The sequence below is a fragment of the Lysinibacillus sp. JNUCC-52 genome (assembly GCF_015999545.1).
Taxonomy (GTDB): domain Bacteria; phylum Bacillota; class Bacilli; order Bacillales_A; family Planococcaceae; genus Lysinibacillus.
Genome location: NZ_CP065546.1, coordinates 1155358 through 1172244 on the forward strand (window position 1 = coordinate 1155358; position 16887 = coordinate 1172244).

Sequence of the window (16887 nt, forward strand, 5' to 3'; positions counted from 1 at the left end):
AAGAGTAACACATAGAAAACCGCTACGCAACTGTATTCATTCATGATTATAACCAAAATATGCGTTTTTCACCCAAAAAACAAAAATAACAGGACTTTTCGCATAAAAACGAATAGCCCTGCCCTATTTTTTTGCTCTGTAATTTCCATTTTATCTCTATAAAATAAAAGTAACCAATCCTCTATCGCCTTCATTCACCATACGCTCAATAGTTTGGCGCATACGTTTTTTAGCTGTAGTTGGCACTGCATTCATTTTGTAGCGGATTCCTTCTTTTAAGACCTCATGCAACGGAGTGCCAAAAAGTTGTGTTTGCCAAAGTGCATCACGATCATGTAAATACGCATGATTTAAATCTTTCAGCAGTTGCTGACTGTGGAATTCAGAGCCAATAAGTGGCGCAAATTCTGATTCCATATCAACTCGAATAATATGATAGGACGGTGCTGTTGCCTTCATACGAACACCATAGAAATTATTTTGCTTAATAAGTTCTGGAGCAGTTGGTTCAAACTCTTGCATCATCGGCAATGTCACACCATAACCACTTGAATCCGCTTCAGTTATTGCATCTTTAAAGCGTTTTTGTGCTTCTTTTGCTTCAGCAGCCTCTTTAATAAATAGCAACCAATCACGCTTGGTTTCAATCGGCTCATCTAACCATTCATTACAAACTGCCTTATACAATTCTCCTTGTAAAGACACACGAATAACCGCCGTACCGATTCCTGAATCTACATGAATCACTTCACTTTGATCAATAAAATCAATCTCTTTAAAGGCATCAGATGCTTGTTGTACATCTCTAATTTTCATGACAGATGAAAGTACTTCTTCCATCGAATCAATTAATGCTACGTTTAATGGGTGTGTCGCATCAAGGACATCAAGCCAATCTGGTTTCTCAACTTCAATCGTCCGAATTGGAAACTCAAATAACGCCTCTTGCAAAATATATTGAATATCTGACGCACGCATTTGATCGATGGAAATCGCAATTACAGGAACGTTATAACGTTCAAATAGCTCATTACGAAGCTGTACAGTTTCTTCTCGCGCTGGCATTTGACAATTTAACACGATAACAAACGGTTTTCCAATTTCCTTTAACTGTGCAACAATTTCTTCTTCTGCTTTTTCAGCTGCCCGACGACTAATACCATTAACTGTTCCATCAGTTGTCACAACAATACCAATATTCGCATGATCTCGAATGACTTTATCCGTACCTATTTTCGCCGCTTCTTGGAAAGGAATTGGCTCCGTATGCCAAGGTGTATGCACATATTTCGGCCCATTCTCATCCTCATAGCCCTTTGTACCTTCAATGACGTAACCGACGCAATCAGCTAAACGAATTTGGAATGTCATTTCATCTTCACCGACCGCAATACGTGTGGCTTGAGCAGGCACAAACTTCGGCTCAGCAGTCATGATTACTGAGCCTGGCGAGCTTTGTGGCAGCTCGTCCTGTGCTCGCATTCTTTCTGTTTCATCCACAATATTCGGTAACACTACAGCTTCCATTACTTTTTTTACAAATGTTGATTTCCCTACACGAACTGGACCTACAACACCAATATAAACATCGCCATTTGTGCGCTCTGCAATTTCTTTAAATACTGCTTCACTCAAGGTTTCTGCCTCCTTTATCTACGCTTTTTCACTATATGCATAAGCAAAGATAAATATGAAAAGCTCCTTGATAGCAAAGTGCACACAATTTTTATTTCCGCGGGGTTAGCATTCCGCGGAATGGGCTGTGAATTCCATGGGGTGAGGCTTTGATTCCGCAGTGCGAAGCATTGATTCCGCGATTCGGAGCTTGAATTCCGCGGTACGGAGCAATAATTCCGCGGGTGAAGCTTGAATTCCGCTATGCGAAGCCTTAATTCCGCGTTTTGGAGCTTGAATTCCGCGGGGTGAGGTGTAATTCCGCGGAGTGAGGCCTTGATTCCGCGGTTCGGAGCTTGAATTCCGCGATGCGGTGCCTTAATTCCGTGGGGGGAGGCTGGAATTCCGCGATTGTGGCCTTAATTCAGCAGAATGAGGCATTAATTCCGCGGGGTGAAGCTTGAATTCCGCGGTACGGAGCAATAATTCCGCGGGGTAAGGCTTGAATTCCGCGGTACGATACCTTAATTCCGTGATGCGAAGTAATAATTCCGCGGACAAACCTTTATCCCGCGATACGGAGCCTTAATCCCGCTATGCGTAGCAATAATTCCGCGGTTCTGAGCCTTAATTCCGCGGTGCGAAGTAATAATTCCGCGGACAAACCTTTATACCGCGATACGGAGCCTTAATCCCGCTATGCGAAGCAATAATTCCGCGGACAAACCTTTATCCCGCGATGCCGCGCCTCAATCCCGCGATACGAGGCCTTAATCCCGCTATGCGTAGGTTCTTCGTGCGCAGCCGCACACCTCACTGTCGCATCAACAGTGCATCCCTTCAAGTATTGCTGGCATGAGAATTGTTTGTGTGCCAGGCACTAAAAGGGAGCTAAAAAAAACCTCAATCATTAGATGTTCACCTAATGATTGAGGTAGAAAAAATTTAATTTGATTCGGTAGCTTTATTTTCGTTTTCTTGAGCCGCTTCAGCTTCTTCCCTCGCCTTTTTTGCATCTGCTTTATAGGCGTCCATCATATAAGTGGGCTCGCCATTTTCATCTACAGTGTATGGCACTGAATAGGCTGGAACTACGGGATATTTATCGACAAGTAATTGACGAATATCCTCGCCTGGCTTTACATCTGGCTTGTCCTCTTTTAATAGCTGACCTAAATCGATTGAATAATCCACATGCATTTCGCCATCGCCTGTCATAAATATCGGTAATTCTGCACCTGAATATGGACTTTTGACAGTCACTTCTGATTTATAGCCTAATTTTTCAAAGTTAATTTGGTAGACATTATCAGCAATTGCACCCTTTGTCGGAATATACTGTGTGCCCAATTTGCGAATATTAATTTCTCGCATACGCTCTGCAGAGTTTAAATCTACTAATTTTACTTCTGCACTGTTTTCCGGATCCCAAATAATATATTGATAAATACCGCCTTTTTCATATGCATTTCCGGGAATTTGCGCAATATATTTTGGCATAAGTTTTTCAAAATCAATTAAATATTTTATATAGATATCCGTATCCAATTCGCTGTTTTTAATTGGTACTAGTCCACCTGTTGCTTCACGATATTCATTAACAGCCCGTTGTACAGATGCTAGTTGATCGACATCTGGCACTTGGTTTGCGGCCTTTTCCTCCTCAGGATATGCGCAACCACCTAGCAAAACGGCTATTGCCACTGTTAAAAGAAAAGCATTTAGTTTTTTCATTTCACGTTTTCCCTCCTTTTTATGGCCATGTGGCAACGATCAGTACCATTAAAAATGTTCCAAGTCCAAACAGTATGTATGCTAATAAATTTACGATTGTACGTAGAAAACCATTTGAAATTTTATTGCGACCTAGATAAATTAAACCAACTGAAATAATCATAAAGCCGATACAATAAAAAGACACCCACATGACATCCAGTGCGGGCATATGTGCTAACGGACCCATTTACGTCTACCACCTTTCTTCAATGACACGAGACAATCAACGTTAATTATACTATGGGCTTCCTTAAAAAAGAAGGCGCTTTCCCAAAAGGAAAAATGGAGTGCTTCAAGGTGCTTCCAATAATATTTTTTTGATATACGAAAAAAATAAACATTGCAAGATTATACAAATTAAGGTGACTGCTACTATATATAACGCTCCGTGGAAATCATATCATATTTTTACTATAGATAGGGAAATCCATTAGTATAAAAATAACTTTTTATGCATAAAAAGCGTTGTCATCACCTATTACTTTCCAATTTGTTCAAAAAAGAGACACTTCAGATCGTTCTGAAGTGTCTCTTTTGTGTCCATTTCATGACAAGTTATATAAAATTTCTATTGCTAGCTACTATACTAACATAAGTAATTAGTTCATCAGCTCATCGATTTCACGTTTTTTCACACGCATCATTAATGCGTCTACTGCTACTTTTGGCTCGACATCATTAAACAATACGCCATAAAGTTCCGTTGAAATTGGCATAGCAACATCATATTTTTCAGCCAGTTGATAAGCTGCCTTTGTTGTCCGTACACCTTCTACAACCATACCCATTTGATCGAGTACTTCTTGTAGCTTCATGCCTTTCCCTAACATATTTCCTGCACGCCAATTTCGTGAATGCACACTTGTACACGTTACGATTAAATCACCCATACCTGTCAGCCCTGAGAACGTAAATGGATTTCCACCCATTTTGACACCGAGACGGGTAATTTCAGCAAGCCCACGAGTAATCAGTGCTGCCTTCGCATTATCACCATAATTTAAGCCATCTGTTATGCCAGCAGCTAACGCTATAACGTTTTTCAATGCACCACCCATTTCCACGCCGATAACATCCTCATTCGTATATACGCGGAAAAACTGATTCATAAACAAGTCCTGTACCTTCTCAGCTGCCTCAATATTGGCACAGGCTGCTGTAATCGTCGTTGGGGAATGCAATACTACTTCCTCTGCATGACTTGGCCCTGAGAGCACTACAATGTCTTCTACAAATTCAGCCGGCAAGCTTTCAGCTAAAATTTCAGATATACGTTTTAATGAATCTGGCTCAATTCCCTTTGAAACATGGACAAATAATACTTTTTTGTCTAAAGTAGCAGTCATCTTTTCACACGTTTCTCGTATAGCCTTCGTTGGCACTGCTACAACAATCGTATTGGAATGTGCTACAGCCTTTGCAATATCATCAGTGGCATGTAAATTCGTTGGTAGCACCGTTTCTGGTAAATACTTTTTATTTGTATGATGTGTATTAATTTCTTCTGCCTGATCAGCTCTATGCGTCCACACAAGCGTATCATGTCCATTTTCAGCAAGTACCATCGCAAGTGCTGATCCCCAAGAGCCTGCTCCTAGTACACAAACTCGTTCCATATCATATTCCCCCTTTTATTCCCTTTAGGTAAAACTTCATCGGCAAATGCTTGTCTAAAATGCGATTTAGCCTAGCCCTTTGAAAAAAGACGCCACCCAACAATAATAGTCGGGTTGGCGTACTAAATGAGTTATATTTTAGATTATGCACGCGCACGTGTAATTAAACGAATTGGCGTACCTTCAAAATCAAATGTTTCACGAATTCTATTTTCTAAAAATCGCTCATAAGAGAAGTGCATTAATTCCGTTTCATTTACAAATACCACAAACGTCGGTGGTTGAATCGCCACTTGTGTTGCATAGTAAATACGTAAGCGACGACCTTTATCAGTTGGCGCTGGATTACGTGCAACCGAATCTTCAATCACTTCATTTAGAATTGATGATTGTATACGCATCGCGTGATTTTCACTTACGCGTTGTACAATCGGTAAAATTTGATGAACTCGTTGTTTTGTATTTGCTGATACAAAAATAATCGGTGCATAGTCTAAGAATAAAAAGTGCTCACGGATTTGCTGTGTAAACACATTCATTGTTTTGTCATCTTTTTCAATTGCATCCCATTTATTTACTACAATAATAATTGCTTTTCCAGCCTCATGTGCATAGCCCGCAATTTTTTTATCTTGTTCTTGAATGCCTTCTTCCGCATTTAGAACAACTAAAACAACGTCGGAACGTTCAATAGCACGTAGCGCACGTAAAACGGAGTATTTCTCTGTCGTTTCGTACACTTTCCCTTTTTTACGCATTCCGGCAGTATCGATGATTACATATTCGTTCCCATCGTATTCGTAAGGCGTATCAATAGCATCTCGCGTTGTACCCGCAATGTTACTTACTATGACACGATCTTGACCTAGGAACGCATTCACTAATGATGATTTCCCGACATTTGGGCGACCAATTAAAGAGAATTTAATAACGTCATCTCCATATTGATTTTCATCTTCTTGTGGGAAGTGCTTAGCACACTCATCTAATAAATCCCCTAAGCCCAATCCGTGGGAACCAGAAATTGGCCAAGGTTCACCAAATCCAAGTGCATAGAAATCATAAATCATTTCACGCATATCTGGATTATCAATTTTATTAACTGCTAAAACGACTGGCTTTTTTGTTTTGTATAAAATTTTTGCAACTTGCTCATCTGCGGCTGTTACACCTTCACGACCATTCGTCATAAAAATAATAACGTCTGCTTCTTCAATAGCAATCTCCGCTTGTTGACGAATTTGTTCTAAAAACGGCTCGTCTCCAATTTCGATACCACCTGTATCAATAATATTAAAATCATGTGTTAACCACTCTGCCGAACTATAAATACGGTCACGTGTTACTCCCGGAATATCTTCTACAATCGAGACACGTTCTCCAACGATGCGATTAAAAATCGTCGACTTACCTACGTTCGGACGACCTACGATGGCTACTACTGGTTTCGTCATCTGTACTTCATCCTTCCAACTTCTTGTCTTTCGCTATTATACACGAAAAATGCCATTATATCATAACATATCCATCATGGAGAGTACTTTTTAGCTTACTCTTTAACATTACCGTTTTTTTTCGTTCCAGACACACTCTTTTTAGCAGGTCACAAGACAAACGAAACGTTGAGGGTGTCAGGCACTCAAACAATTCAAAAAACTCGAACATTAGTAAGCCTACCTGCAATAGACATCAACAGCAACAATTCAAAAATGACTGTAAACAAACTAAAACGAGGATACGATCGTATCCTCGTTGTTGATGATTATTTAAAGTTTTTCAGTTGGTCGCCAATTACATCACCGAGAGAGAAACCAGTGTTTTCTTCTGGTAATTCATAATCGATTACTTCTTCAGCCTCTGGATTTTCTAATAAATCTTTAATACTTAATGCTAGGCGGCCTTCGTCAACGTTGACATCTAGCACCTTCACTTGTACCTCTTGCGCTTCTTTCAACGCTTCATGTGGCGTATTAATATGCTTATGCGCAATTTGTGAAATATGCACTAAGCCTTCCACACCAGGGAACACTTCTACAAAAGCACCAAATGATGTAAGGCGTTTTACTTTCCCTACAAGCACTGTGCCTTTCGCAGCACGCTCTTCAATATTCGACCACGGTCCAGGAACGGTATCCTTAATCGATAGCGAAATACGCTCATTCTCTGGGTCTACAGAAAGAACCTTCACTTTTACTTCTTGTCCTTCTGATAATACCTCACTGACATCACTCACATGCTCATGTGATACTTGTGAAATATGGACAAGTCCATCGATACCACCAAGATCGATAAATGCACCAAATGATGCTATACGCTGTACTTTACCATCTAATACGTCGCCAGCTTTGATTTGGTTAATTACATTTTTCTTCTGAGAAGCTTTCTCAGATTCTACTACAGCTCGATGTGATAAAATTAAGCGATTTTTTTCTTTATCAAGCTCGACAATTTTAAAGCTTAGTACTTTCCCTTTATAATCTTCAAAATCATCGACAAAATAATCTTCTACTAGGGATGCTGGAACGAACCCACGTACTCCTAAATCTACAACAAGACCACCTTTAACAATATCCTTTACTTCCGCTTCGAAAACTTCCCCAGCAGCATATTGTTGTTCTAGTGTATCCCATGCTTTTAAGGCATCGACTTTACGTTTTGATAATACATAGTTTTCCTCTTCAACCTTTGTAATCATCAATTCTAACTCATCCCCAACGGAGATAGCGTCAGACGCTTTTTCAATGTGTAAGCTCGATAATTCACTTATTGGTACGATACCGTCAAACGGTGCACCCGGAATTGAAACAGTTACTGCTTTTTCATCAACCTGCTCCGCAATACCTTTGACGATATCACCTTCGTTAAACGTTTGTTCTGCATAGTTCATTTCTTCAGACATATGTAACCCTCCTTCGCATCTTCCCTTACTATTTTATTCGATATTGAAGACAAAGACAAAAATAAATCCTTTAAATTCTAAAAATGTCTGAAATTTTAGGATTTATACCATTTTTTCTTGTGCTAATTTTAAAATGGCTTGCGCTGCTGCATCAATTGATAGCTCCGTTGTGTCTAGATAAATAGCATCCGCTGCTTGAATCAGTGGTGAAGCTTCACGCTCACTATCCATTTTATCGCGTAAAGCAATATCTTCTTGGAGCTTTTCTAAAGAAGACGCAATCCCTCGTTTTTCATTGTCAATATAGCGGCGTCTTGCACGTTCCTCTACAGTAGCAGACATAAAGATTTTCAGCTCTGCATTTTTTAACACATGTGTCGCAATATCACGTCCATCCATGACAACACCACCATTAGCGGCAAGTTTTTGCTGCTGCGCTACTAACAATTCACGCACTTTAGCATGTGCCGCTACTTGCGAAACAGATGATGTTACTTCATTGGAGCGAATTGCATCAGATACATTTTCGCCATCTAAAAAAACAAGTTGACCTTGAGGAGAAGGCTTTAATTCAATTGAGCTAGCTGCTAACATTTCTGCTAATTTTGCTTCATCATCTAAATGTATGTTTTGTTGCATTGCTTTATACGTAACTGCTCGATACATTGCTCCCGTATCGATATACGTGAATCCTAGTGATTCTGCAACGATTTTGGCGATTGTGCTTTTTCCAGCACCTGCAGGACCGTCAATCGCAATTTGAATGTTTTTTTTCATTATGCTTCCCTACTTTCTTTCACACCATATTGTAACATACTAATAAAAAAAAGCCCTCTACGAGCAAGAGGGCTACTGTCCATTTAATCATCGAATGGGTTTATTTCTTTACGGCGATTTAATAGCTGTCGTTCAAAGCAAAAACGTACAATATGTTGTTGATCAATATCATCCGTATCCGTTAATTGAATGGTAGCAATTGTCTTGTCATCTTTTTCAAATATTCGAACAACTGTTGCTTCTGTAACGACGTAATTCACATCGCCATTGGCAAATGGCAAGACAATCGTTAGCTTAATGTCATCGCCATCTTGAAAGGCTATGTTGCCTTTTAAAATAAGTGCCAGTCCACCTGCACTAATATCTGTTGTTACAAGCTGGTATTTATTATCTTTAAATTGCACTGCCACATCGACAGGTGTTTCCACACGAACGTATTCGCGGCGTTGAATTTTGATAAACTCATCCTCTTGAGGACAGTGCAACATAATCATCGGTATATTACCAGCTTTGCGACCGATTACTTCTGTATTGAAGGCGTAAGATTGTTTATCTTCTGTTCGAAAGGTTGCCCTAAATTCAGAACCATCTATTAAAAAGGCTGTTTTTTTAGTTATTACATTTGTTGGATAATCAATATAAATTATATTGTCTCTTTGTTCAACTACTTTACAGCGGAATTTTTCAATACGTTCTGTATAAGTAGGTTCAAGTTGTAGTAGTGTACCAATTTTAATTTCCATGAGCATCTCCCCGAACAATATATATACCCCTATTATTGCATGGGATGTAAATTTTGGCTATATGAACTGGGAGCTTTTTCTAGACTTAAGTTAAATATTCTACTTTTAACACATTGTGATTTTCAGCATCTACTACAATTCGGAACGTTTCTTGGACTTGTTCGTCTCGAACGGCAATGACTTCATAGCAAAGACGTTGTTCGAATTGTCCGTTATCCGTATATATATTTCTTACTTCTTCAACACGTACATTATCGTCAAAGAAAGTTTTCCAATCAATTGGATTAGCTTTTTGTGGTTTTATCGATTCTTCTTGTATATATTCCATTGCATTTGCACCAAGTAATTCTCCAGTATCTTTTGCAATTTTTAATTGTACACCATCTGCATAAATTAATGCATTATCACCAGGATGAACGCGTGCAAATGTAACATGCCAAGCTAAATGGTTTTCACGTGACTCAACAAAAGCAACATCTTTCATCTCAAGTCTCTTTAAATGTTCTTCCGCTTTTTTAATAACTTCCTCTTGTGAAAGCTTAGCCTCATCTACAGGACGTTCAACTAAATAGGATAGTAAGTGTCCTCCCTTTTCAGTTACGTCGACATAACCTAAACGAATACCTTGATGGAACTGTATGTGATAAAACGGATATGGCGCTGTATCGCTACTTTTTGTAACAGTAAACGTAGCATCTTTAATAATTGGGAATAGTTTTTTCACTTTTTCTAGCGCTTCTTTTTCTGTAATGACTGAATCTTGTAATGCTTTTAATTCTAATTTTTTCTGCCAATCTGATTCACTTAATGTAAGTGGGAAATCACTTTCACCATAATCTTTTAGTGTCTTCTTAATATTATCAAATGATGTATTAGGATTTTTATTGTCTACTTGGCGCGTCCAAACATCCATATTTCCATCTTGTTTATAATAATCAACAGTTGCAGTTGTCCATTCGTCAGATAAAGCTTGCAAATTAGTGGAGATTTGCGGCATTTTTTTACGCCACTCTTCATAATCTCCCGACTTCGCGGTTTTTTTCGCTTCATCACCAAGTCTTCCTAAATAACCTAGCCACTGACTAGAAAGCTCTTGCCCAATGGGAATATTTGAAATTGATGAACGTACTTCTGAGCTTAGTCGCCAAATAGAATCTAGCTCACTGTGGATAGCCTGTTCATCCTTAAATAATAAGGATTGCGAAACTGCTCTTTGTAAGTACGATAATTTTTCAGAGGCATCCGTTAGTTTTTCTGTATACTGCGCATGTACTGTACGTTGTAAACTTTCTTTATCTCCATGTAAATCAATACTATATGCTCCTAAACCGATAACGGCTATCGTTAAAATAACGAGCATTGTTCTCATCTATTTTCCTCCTTTCTTATGAACAGAAAATATGCTCACCTATTTGTTTTATTTGCGGACGAGACCAAATCCACTTACTTGTTGCTGTTTTAGGGTTAAAATAATACAGTGCATTTTCTGATGGATCCCAGCCATTCATTGCATCGATAACCGCTTCTTTTGCACGCTGGTTTGGTTCTAGCCAAATTTGACCATCTGCTACTGCTGTAAATGCTAAAGGTTGGAAAATGATACCTGATATTGTGTTCGGAAAATCTGGACTTTCTAATCTATTTAAAATAACAGCGGCTACGGCTACTTGGCCTTCATATGGTTCTCCCCTAGCCTCTCCATAAACTGCATTGGCAATAAGCTGTAAATCACGTTCCGTATACTTTGGTGGAATTTGTGTATCTGTCCCATTATTATTACTGCTACCAGTGCTTTCATTATTTGCTGTTCCGCCACCGCCAGCGTTCCCACCAGCATTACCAGTACTTTTCACCTGCTGATCAAGTGGAACACCACCATAATAGGTAAACTGATTGCCTGCTTTTAATTGCGCTTTCACCCATTTTTCATCGTAATCTGAATATCCTGCTAATGCTTTTTTCGTCTTTGTGCCTGCTATACCATCTACTGGTATGCCATATTTCTCTTGGAAATTTCGTAATGCCCAGTAAGTGTTGTAGCCGAATTTTCCGTCAATTTTACTTTTATAAAATCCTAAGTATTGTAATCTAGCCTGTAATTCAATGACATCATCTCCATACGCACCGCGGGTAATTTGTTGATCGCTAAACGCTGTTGCGTTATTTTGTGGAATCGAGACTATACTAATCGCAAGAATGAAAGCAAAAAGTATACTTAATAAACGCACAATCATCACTCCTTTTTTTATAGCTTGAAACAAACAGCACTTTTTATACATTCATAAAATAGAAAAAACGTAGAAATCATTTTAAGATTTCTACGCTTCTATATTTTTTTATGCATATGCAAATGTTGGATAAGATGATAATGCGCAAGCTTTACTTTACGTAAACCAAACCACCATAAAAATAGCATAAACGGTATCATTAAATATACCCAATGTCCTTTAAATGATAATATTGTATTGTATAAAATGTGTAATACGACTGGTGCACAAATGGCCATCGCAATCATTTCTTTTGTCTTTGCATGCTTTGAAAACTTTGCACGACCATAATAATAGCCCATTACTACACCAAACAGAGCGTGACTTGATACGGGTAGTAATGCTCGCATAAATGCTGTATTCAAACCAAAAGAAAATAAATACAATACATTTTCAATCGTCGCAAATCCAAGAGATATACTTGCACCATACAATATACCATCATAAGGATCATCAAATTCTACATGATTGTAGATAGCTATTAACAGTACAAACCATTTAAAAAACTCTTCAATGACACTGGAAAAAAGGACATCTTGTAAATAAAGATATTGAAAAACCCCTTCTTCTGTTAATACATACTGTAAAAACAAGATAGGGAATGTTAAAAAAGCACCATACAAAAACGTTTGAAGTAGTGTTTTTCGTGGCTCCGTTGCCATTTGATTGCGCAAATAGAAGTAACTAAAAAGCGCTAGACCTGGAGCAATGGCAGCTGATAAAAGGATGATCATGTTGCCGGCTCCTTTCAACAATAGACTGATATCATTATACCATGTAATGACAAAAAAATTTTAAAAAGGAGATTTATTTTTTATGAGAAAAACAATTTTATTAATTCATACTGGCGGAACAATTTCCATGGCAATGAGTGAAGAAGGGGCGGTTATGCCAAATAAGGAAAATCCACTAATAAAAGAAAGTAAAAAACTTGATACACTTGCATCTATTAAAGAAGTGGAGGCATTTAATTTACCTTCACCGCATATTACACCAAAAGAAATGCTTAGTTTACGTAATTTAATTATGGAAAAAACTTCAACTGAGCAATTCGATGGTGTTGTCATTACACATGGCACGGATACTTTAGAAGAAACAGCTTATTTCTTAGAGTTAACAACCAATTTATCCATTCCTATTGTCTTGACGGGTGCAATGCGTTCCTCTAATGAGTTAGGCGCAGACGGCATCTACAATCTAGTTGAAGCAGTTCGCGTAGCGGTAGATGACGAAGCACGTGACAAAGGAGTGCTTGTTGTAATGAACGACGAGGTTCATCTTGCCGTTAACACTACAAAAACGAGCACTAGTTCAGTCAATACGTTTCAATCGCCACAATACGGCCCAATCGGACTTATTACAAAATCGCGTATTTTGTTTCATCATGCCCCAATTCGCCGCCAATATGTAGACATACAAGGCTTAGCGAAGCGAGTAGCCATGCTGAAGGTCTATGCAGGGATGGAAGTAGATTTACTTGACGTAGTGCTTGCCTGTCAGTACGACGGTGTTGTACTTGAAGGCCTTGGACAAGGGAATGTTCCACCAACCGTTGTCAAAGGCATTGAAAGTCTGTTGGAACGTGGTATCCCTGTTGTTCTTGTCTCTCGATGCTTCAATGGCATTGCTGAAGGCGTATACGGTTATGTTGGTGGTGGTAAAATGCTAGAAGACTTAGGCGCAATTTTTGCGACAGGTATTAACGGGCAAAAAGCACGATTAAAATTACTTATCGGTTTAAACAAAGAAGGAAACCCATTGGACTTAAAGGAATTTTTCCAGTAAGTCCTATGAATTTCTCGTTAACGCCACTAAAACGGTGAATCGCCACTACATCATGTCATAGCGCCAATAAAGCAAGTTAATTCGCCATTAAAAAGAGAAACCGCTCATAAACACGGCAGCTCGCCGATAAAGCATAATTTATCGCTTATACATCTACAGTTTGCTCATAATAAGTTAACAGCTCACTTAGGCGACCTAGCGCAAACTCAAAATCAGGTTGGATTATTGAAAGCTGAATAAAATTTCGCTTACGTAAATATTCACTATCTCCATGGACATATAAGCCGTTCAATTTTAAATCGGTTGATAAATTAATGAGTTTCCTTGGACATTGAATGGTTAAAATCATTGGATACGCTATAGTTGGTAAGCGATAGTCCATAAATGGTAGCTGCAGCAGCGCTTCAAAGTGCTGTTGTAGTTGACTATAGCGCGCTGGATAAGCTTGTAAAGCATCTACTACATTGCCAATAAGTACTGCTGGTAGCGTAGAAGGAATAGCACCTTGCTGATAATTAGCTAAATCCAAGTAAGCAGGAATAGTTGTAGATGGCTCCACAAGTTCTTGAGAAAAGACAAATGACAAGCCACTAAGTGCTCCTAACGCTTTACCACTCACCGCAGTTGATAAGTAGCACTCAGCTAATGAAAACGGCATAGCACCAAATGAGCTAATACAATCAACACAAAGCTTTACATTATAGTGCTTAACCAGTTGTAAAATTCCCTCTAAATCATTACATGTGCCTGTTGAAGTTTCCCCATGCACCATGAGTAGCCATTGATAGGAACCTGTTTGCAATAAAGCCTCCAATGACCGCAAATTAAATGCGCTTCCCCACTCGTGCGTCACGACATCGAAATCTAAGGACCAGCGCTCAGCCTGCTTATGAAGACGTTCTCCAAATTCTCCATTCGTTAAAATAAGTCCATGCCCCATTTTTTGTGCCTTGAGCTGTCCGAGCATCACTTCATTCGCTAATGTTCCCGTTCCTACTAATGTTGCGATATACTTTGCATTTGATAATTCCAATAGCTTGCTACGCATGTATCCATATAATGATTGAAAGGCTTGAGATCGGTGCGATATGTCCGAATACAAAATAGCCCCTTGCTGTTTAACTGGCCCTGGGTAAAATGTATAACTTTCCTGTGCCAGTTTTTGTTGTAAGGACTGTTCAAATTGTTGCCTTGTTAATACCATTGGTAAAAACATAGCTTCTGCTGTACCTACTGCTGGTGCAAATTGGGTAAAGCCCATTTGCTTATACAATTTTTCTTCACGCGTAGTTCCTGAAATTACAGCTGCTGAATAGCCTTTTTCATATGCAAAAGCATTTAATGCCTGTGTCAATCTTAATAATACACGGCCTGTACGATATTGCTTTTTTACTGCAAGCAAACGAATTTCACAAAGTTTTGTACAAATTTCCTTAGGTAAATACTGCTCCACTTCACCAATTTTTTCATCAATTGAAAACGGTCGTTGATCTCGAAAAGCTAACATGCCAATTAGCTCAGTTCCTTTATAAACAACTAAATACGTATTTTCTTGATGGAAACGATCTACTTTTCTTTTCATCGTATTTGGTTCATGCTGTGGAATTTCTTCAACAAAGGTTTCATAATTCAACTGCGCGATCGCATCAAATTCCTTTTCTGTCTGTGCGACTTTACACCAGTACATACAATCACTTCCCTCTTCTTAAAGACTCCTTAATATTCGATGTATGCTTAATCAACATACAAATAATCGCAACAAGCAACGGTATGTATAGCGATAAATGACCTGTTAGTCCAATCGCTCCAATGTAAAACACGAAGCCACCTAACATGCCAAGCGTAAGGCTCCTCGTTATACTAAACACTAGTGCAGTGCCAATAATCATCATGGTAAATAAAGTCGGTGATAAGGCAAGCCCAACACCGATAAATGTTGCCACACCTTTACCACCATGAAATTTCAGCCACATAGGATACATATGTCCGATTATAACGAGACATCCACCTACAACAATTGCCCACTGTTCTAAATGCCAAAAATTACCTAACAGCACAATAAGAACACCTTTTAGTGAATCACCCAAAAACGTCCACATAAATGCAGCCTTTCCTAGTACACTCCCTGCATTTCGCGCACCTAGGTTTTTACTACGCTCCTGTTGCAAATTGACACCATATACTTTTCCAACGAAAAAAGCCGTCAAAAAGTTTCCAATAAAATAGCTAATTATCCAATATAACCAAGTCATTTTCCCCCACCTTTTATAGACACACTATTCTAAAAGAAGCTGTATAAGCAGTCACGCCTATACAGCTTCTTTATTTATCTTCTTTCTGCAATTGTTTGTGCAATACAATCACCATGGAAACGTCCATTTTCAATAAAAATTTCATTGGCGTTATTGCCTGCTGCGATGACTCCAGCAATAAATAGGCCTGCTACATTTGTTTCCATTGTGTCAGGTTGACAAAATGGTCGGCCTGTTTCCTCGTCTATCGTCACACCCATCGCTCGGATAAATGAATGATCTGGATGATAACCAGTCATAGCAAAAACAAAGTCATTTTTTAATACTTCTTCACGACCGTCAATATTTATTACAACTTCATGCTCCCGTATTTCGACTACACTCGTATTAAAGTGCATTGTAACTTCTCCGTTACGTACAACACCGTCAAATTCAGGTAAAACCCACGGCTTAACGCTTGGTGAATATTCACTGCCACGATATACAACTGTGACACGTGCTCCAGCCTTGTTTAATTCTAATGCTGCATCTACAGCTGAATTTTTCCCACCGATTACAAGGACATCCGTATCAAAAAATTCATGCCCTTCTTTAAAGTAATGGTGAACTTTCGGTAATCCTTCACCAGGAATATCCATATAGTTAGGATGATCATAGTAACCTGTCGCTACTACAACATATGGAGTTTCATATACATCCTTATCCGTCGTTACCGTAAAAATCTCTCCATTTTTCACAACACTTCCGACTTTTTCAAAACGGTTAACTTGAATTTTTTTCAAGCGTACTACCTCGCGATAATAAACAAGTGCTTGATTTCGCTTTGGCTTGCGCCCCTCAATAATGAATGGTACGTCACCAATAGCTAAACGTTCACTCGTACTAAAAAAAGTTTGATGTGTTGGATAGTTGTAAATGGCATTAACAATATTTCCTTTTTCGATGACAATCGGTCGTAAACCAATTTTTTGTAAAGATATTGCTGCAGCTAAACCACAAGGGCCTCCTCCAACAATAATTGCATCAACTTGTTGCATTGTTTGACACTCCTATCAAATAGACATCCATGTATAAACCACAGATGCTTCGCTTTCATGCAGATTATATTCCTATTCAGGAACTCTACATTTTAAAAAATAACGCTCGTTTCCATTATAC

At 38.8% G+C, this 16887-nt stretch carries 15 protein-coding genes; 1 reads left to right on the forward strand and 14 read right to left on the reverse strand.

The window, feature by feature from the left end; all coding sequences use genetic code 11:
* Positions 1-156 precede the first annotated feature (156 nt).
* The 11 genes from spoIVA to prsW form a co-directional block, all read right to left on the reverse strand.
* Complete coding sequence (spoIVA, locus tag JNUCC52_RS06070) at positions 157-1635, reverse strand: stage IV sporulation protein A (protein ID WP_173478451.1); 1479 nt, start codon at positions 1633-1635, stop codon at positions 157-159.
* A 924-nt stretch (positions 1636-2559) separates the two neighbouring features.
* Positions 2560-3348 carry a YphF family lipoprotein gene (locus tag JNUCC52_RS06075; protein ID WP_337981688.1) on the reverse strand — a complete coding sequence of 263 codons (789 nt, stop codon included), beginning with the start codon at positions 3346-3348 and terminating at the stop codon, positions 2560-2562.
* A 19-nt stretch (positions 3349-3367) separates the two neighbouring features.
* Positions 3368-3577, reverse strand: coding sequence for a DUF2768 domain-containing protein (locus tag JNUCC52_RS06080; protein ID WP_173478449.1), 210 nt, complete (start codon positions 3575-3577; stop codon positions 3368-3370).
* Between the two features lie 412 nt (positions 3578-3989).
* Entirely contained in the window at positions 3990-5006 is a 1017-nt protein-coding gene (locus JNUCC52_RS06085; RefSeq protein WP_173478448.1) for an NAD(P)H-dependent glycerol-3-phosphate dehydrogenase, read from the reverse strand.
* A gap of 143 nt (positions 5007-5149) precedes the next feature.
* Positions 5150-6460: a ribosome biogenesis GTPase Der gene (gene der, locus JNUCC52_RS06090; RefSeq protein WP_173478447.1), complete on the reverse strand. Its 1311-nt coding sequence runs from the start codon at positions 6458-6460 to the stop codon at positions 5150-5152.
* Positions 6461-6768: 308 nt separating this feature from the next.
* Positions 6769-7905 carry a 30S ribosomal protein S1 gene (gene rpsA / locus JNUCC52_RS06095; RefSeq protein ID WP_173478446.1) on the reverse strand — a complete coding sequence of 379 codons (1137 nt, stop codon included), beginning with the start codon at positions 7903-7905 and terminating at the stop codon, positions 6769-6771.
* 102 nt (positions 7906-8007) lie between these two features.
* Complete coding sequence (gene cmk / locus JNUCC52_RS06100; RefSeq protein WP_173478445.1) at positions 8008-8682, reverse strand: (d)CMP kinase; 675 nt, start codon at positions 8680-8682, stop codon at positions 8008-8010.
* 83 nt (positions 8683-8765) lie between these two features.
* Positions 8766-9425 carry a flagellar brake protein gene (locus JNUCC52_RS06105; RefSeq protein WP_173478444.1) on the reverse strand — a complete coding sequence of 220 codons (660 nt, stop codon included), beginning with the start codon at positions 9423-9425 and terminating at the stop codon, positions 8766-8768.
* A gap of 85 nt (positions 9426-9510) precedes the next feature.
* A complete protein-coding gene (locus JNUCC52_RS06110) occupies positions 9511-10794 on the reverse strand; it encodes a PepSY1/2 domain-containing protein (protein ID WP_173478443.1) in 1284 nt (427 codons plus the stop codon).
* A gap of 16 nt (positions 10795-10810) precedes the next feature.
* Positions 10811-11653 carry a spore cortex-lytic enzyme gene (gene sleB, locus JNUCC52_RS06115; RefSeq protein WP_173478442.1) on the reverse strand — a complete coding sequence of 281 codons (843 nt, stop codon included), beginning with the start codon at positions 11651-11653 and terminating at the stop codon, positions 10811-10813.
* Positions 11654-11751: 98 nt separating this feature from the next.
* Positions 11752-12426 carry a glutamic-type intramembrane protease PrsW gene (gene prsW / locus JNUCC52_RS06120; RefSeq protein WP_173478441.1) on the reverse strand — a complete coding sequence of 225 codons (675 nt, stop codon included), beginning with the start codon at positions 12424-12426 and terminating at the stop codon, positions 11752-11754.
* Between the two features lie 82 nt (positions 12427-12508).
* Between prsW and JNUCC52_RS06125 the strand changes: the two genes are divergently transcribed.
* Entirely contained in the window at positions 12509-13477 is a 969-nt protein-coding gene (locus JNUCC52_RS06125) for an asparaginase (protein ID WP_173478440.1), read from the forward strand.
* 145 nt (positions 13478-13622) lie between these two features.
* Here JNUCC52_RS06125 and JNUCC52_RS06130 read toward each other — a convergent pair whose 3' ends face one another.
* From JNUCC52_RS06130 to JNUCC52_RS06140, 3 genes are all read right to left on the reverse strand, one after another.
* On the reverse strand, positions 13623-15164 hold the full coding sequence (locus JNUCC52_RS06130; protein ID WP_337981689.1) for an aminotransferase class V-fold PLP-dependent enzyme: 1542 nt from the start codon (positions 15162-15164) through the stop codon (positions 13623-13625).
* Positions 15165-15168: 4 nt separating this feature from the next.
* A complete protein-coding gene (locus JNUCC52_RS06135) occupies positions 15169-15729 on the reverse strand; it encodes a glycerol-3-phosphate acyltransferase (protein WP_173478438.1) in 561 nt (186 codons plus the stop codon).
* A 74-nt stretch (positions 15730-15803) separates the two neighbouring features.
* Positions 15804-16766 (reverse strand): YpdA family putative bacillithiol disulfide reductase, encoded by a 963-nt coding sequence (locus tag JNUCC52_RS06140; RefSeq protein ID WP_173478437.1) that lies wholly within the window; start codon positions 16764-16766, stop codon positions 15804-15806.
* Positions 16767-16887: the final 121 nt, after the last annotated feature.